The 3,658-nt window shown below is 74.8% G+C and carries 2 protein-coding genes; one reads left to right on the forward strand and one right to left on the reverse strand.

Features of this window, described 5'->3' with window-relative positions:
* Positions 1 to 1,394: outer membrane protein assembly factor BamB family protein (locus C6N75_RS25030; RefSeq protein ID WP_219852912.1), on the forward strand; the 1,394-nt coding region annotated here is incomplete at its 5' end.
* A 194-nt stretch (positions 1,395 to 1,588) separates the two neighbouring features.
* Here C6N75_RS25030 and ilvD read toward each other — a convergent pair.
* Positions 1,589 to 3,445 carry a dihydroxy-acid dehydratase gene (gene ilvD, locus C6N75_RS25035; RefSeq protein ID WP_105871155.1) on the reverse strand — a complete coding sequence of 619 codons (1,857 nt, stop codon included), beginning with the start codon at positions 3,443 to 3,445 and terminating at the stop codon, positions 1,589 to 1,591.
* Positions 3,446 to 3,658 lie beyond the last annotated feature (213 nt).

Below are 3,658 nucleotides of genomic sequence, written 5' to 3' on the forward strand. Positions count from 1 at the left end.
GGTCGGCCGGTACGGGGTCGGCCGGTACGGGGTCGGCCGGTAGGGAGTCGGCCGGTACGGCGGGCCGGACGATGGTGCTGGGCGTCCGGGGAAGGGGCGGCGGCGAGACCGACCGGAACGGGACCGGGAGCGGGGCCGGCAGTGGGGACGGGGACGGGAGCGGTGGCTCGGGCGCGGAGGGGCGTCGGACTCGGCGGCGGCCGCGGGCCGTCACCGCGCTGGCGGGGCTGGCCGTGCTGGCGGTGACCGTGACCGGGGTGGTGACCCTGGCGTCGGCGCGCGAGGGCGGGGAGCGGCCGCGTACCCCGGCACAGACCGCCGCGCAGGTCGGCCGGCCGTGGGCGAGCACGCTCGGCACGGCGGGCGCGGAGAACCGCATGCCGCTGTGCGCCGCCGCGGACCGGGCCCTGTACTGCACCGCCGCCGGCGTACGGGCGGCCAGGCTGGACGCGGTGGGCGGGAAGACGGTCTGGTCGGTACGGGGCAAGGCGGCCGAGCCGGGGCCGGCGCCGGTGCTCTCGGGCGGGCTGGTCCACCTGGTGGAGCCGGAGGCCCGGCGGCTGACCGCGCTGGACCCGGCCGACGGGTCCGAGGTGTGGCACGCGGACGTCTCGGCGTACCCGAGCGTGGTGCACGCGGGCGGGACGGTGCTGCTGGCCGGGGCGGACGGCGCGGTCCGGGCGCTGGACGGGCGCACCGGGAAGGAGCGCTGGTCCAAGTGGCTGCCGGTGGGCGGGGCGCAGTGGGTGGCGGGGCCGGACGGCACGGCGTACGCGGCGGTGCTCACGCCCGACGGGCGCGCCACCCGGGTGTACGCGGTCGCCGTGGCGGACGGGGCGGTGGAGTGGGACGTCCGGCTGACCGGGGATCTCGGCCCGGTGCAGGCGACCGGGTCGGCGGTGCTGCTGCTGTCGCGGGACGCCGGGCAGTACACGGACGCGGTGGTGCGGCTGGACACCGGTGAGCGCCGGGCGCGGCGGGTGGAGCTGGGCGTGCCGGTGGACCAGGCGCAGGCGGTGCTGGCGGACGGCACGGCGTACGTGGTCGGGGCAGGCGGCTCGCTCGTCGCGGTCGCGGTGGACCGGGAGCCGGCGGCGGGGGCAGGGGCGGAGACGGGGGCCGTGCGGTGGCGGCTGGACACCGGGGTCAGCCGGGCGTCCCGGCCCCTGGTGGTGGGCGGCACGGTGTATCTGACCGCCGCGGACGGGCGGCTGCTGGCGGTGGACGCGGGGCGCGGCCGGCTGGTGGGGGCCACCCGGGCGCGGATGGACGACGGCCGGTACACCTTCAGCGCGCTGCTGCCCGCGCCGCTGGCCGGGCGGGGGGCGGTGTACGCCACCGCGCCGGACGGCTCGGTCTTCGCCCAGCGGACGGACGACCCGGGTCGGTGGTGAGCGCGCGCGGCCCGCGGGGTCGGGCACGGCGAAGGCCCCGGGCTCTGACCTCTGCGTTGTAAGGGCAGCGCTCAGAGGCCGAGCTGTGCCCGAGGGCAGCGGAGACCCGGCCGGCACGGCGAAGGCCCCGGCCGGGTGGGCCGGAGCCTTGCGCGTGGTGCGCCGGGGCCGTGCGCGTGGTGCGCCGGGGTCGGTCAGCCGCCGAGCAGGCTGACGTCGCGGACGGCGCCCTTGTCTGCGCTGGTGGCCATCGCGGCGTACGCCCGGAGCGCGGCGGAGACCTTGCGCTCGCGGGACTTGGGGGCGTAGCGCCCGCCGAGCGCCTCGCGGCGGGCAGCCAGGGTCTCGTCATCGACGAGCAGCTCGATGGAGCGGCCCGGGATGTCGATGCGGATGCGGTCGCCGTCCTCGACCAGGGCGATGGCGCCGCCGCCGGCCGCCTCGGGGGAGGCGTGGCCGATGGACAGGCCCGAGGTGCCGCCGGAGAAGCGGCCGTCGGTGATCAGCGCGCAGGTCTTGCCCAGGCCCCGGCCCTTGAGGAAGGACGTCGGGTAGAGCATCTCCTGCATGCCGGGGCCGCCCCTGGGGCCCTCGTAGCGGATGACGACCACGTCGCCGTGGGTGATCTGCTTGTTGAGGATCTTCTCGACGGCTTCCTCCTGGGACTCGCAGACCACGGCCGGGCCCTCGAAGGTCCAGATGGACTCGTCGACGCCGGCGGTCTTCACGACGCAGCCGTCGACGGCCAGGTTGCCCTTGAGGACGGCGAGGCCGCCGTCCTTTGAGTAGGCGTGCTCGGCGGAGCGGATGCAGCCCTCGGCGGCGTCGGTGTCCAGGTCGTCCCACCGCTCGGACTGGGAGAACGCCTCGGCGGAGCGGCGGCAGCCGGGTGCGGCGTACCACATCTCGACGGCCTCCTCGGAGGGCGAACCGCCGCGCACGTCCCAGGTCTTGAGCCAGTCGGCGAGCGAGGGGCTGTGCACGGAGTGCACGTCCTCGTTGAGCAGCCCGGCCCGGTGCAGCTCGCCGAGCAGGGCGGGGATGCCGCCGGCCCGGTGCACGTCCTCCATGTAGTACGTGCGGTCCTTGGCGACGTTGGGGGCGACCTTGGCCAGGCAGGGGACGCGGCGGGAGACGGCGTCGATCTCGCCCAGGCCGAACGGGACGCCGGCCTCCTGGGCGGCGGCCAGCAGGTGCAGGATCGTGTTGGTGGAGCCGCCCATCGCGATGTCCAGCGCCATGGCGTTCTCGAACGCCTCGAAGGTGGCGATGTTGCGGGGCAGGACGGACTCGTCGCCCTGGGCGTAGTAGCGGTCGGTGAGGGCGACGACGGTGCGGGCGGCGTTCTCGTAGAGCGCGCGGCGGGCGGTGTGGGTGGCCAGCACCGAACCGTTGCCCGGCAGGGACAGGCCGATCGCCTCGGTCAGGCAGTTCATCGAGTTGGCGGTGAACATGCCGGAACAGGAACCGCAGGTCGGACAGGCGTTCTCCTCGATGCGGAGGATGTCGGCGTCCGAGATCTTGTCGTTGACCGCGTCGGAGATCGCGTCGACCAGGTCCAGCGTGCGGACGGTGCCGTCGACCAGGGTGGCCCGGCCGGACTCCATCGGGCCGCCGGAGACGAAGACCGTCGGGATGTTGAGGCGCAGGGCCGCGTTCAGCATGCCGGGGGTGATCTTGTCGCAGTTGGAGATGCAGATCAGGGCGTCGGCGCAGTGCGCCTCGACCATGTACTCCACGCTGTCGGCGATCAGGTCGCGGGAGGGCAGGGAGTAGAGCATCCCGCCGTGGCCCATGGCGATGCCGTCGTCCACCGCGATGGTGTTGAACTCGCGGGCGATGCCGCCGGCCTCGGTGATCGCCTCGGAGACGATCCGGCCGACCGGCTGGAGGTGGGTGTGGCCGGGGACGAACTCGGTGAAGCTGTTCGCCACCGCGATGATGGGCTTCCGGCCGATGTCCGCGCCCGGTACCCCGGAAGCGCGCATAAGGGCGCGGGCGCCCGCCATGTTGCGGCCGTGGGTGACAGTGCGGGACCTCAGCTCGGGCATCGTCGCTCGCTCCTCGTGGATCAGACCCGGCTCACTTCGAGCCTTCCTTCGAGCGTACGCCTCGACTCCAAGATCTGGACACCTTGTCCGGATGGCGGGATGGGATGCTCGGTGAGCGGTACGGGCCGGTGTCGCACGGGCTGTGCTTTCGCGCGGGCTGTGCTTCGCGCGGGCTGTGCTTTACGGGCTGTGCTTTACGGGGCGGGGTCCGGC

It is taken from the genome of Streptomyces solincola, assembly GCF_002982015.1.
Taxonomy (GTDB): Bacteria; Actinomycetota; Actinomycetes; order Streptomycetales; family Streptomycetaceae; genus Streptomyces; species Streptomyces solincola.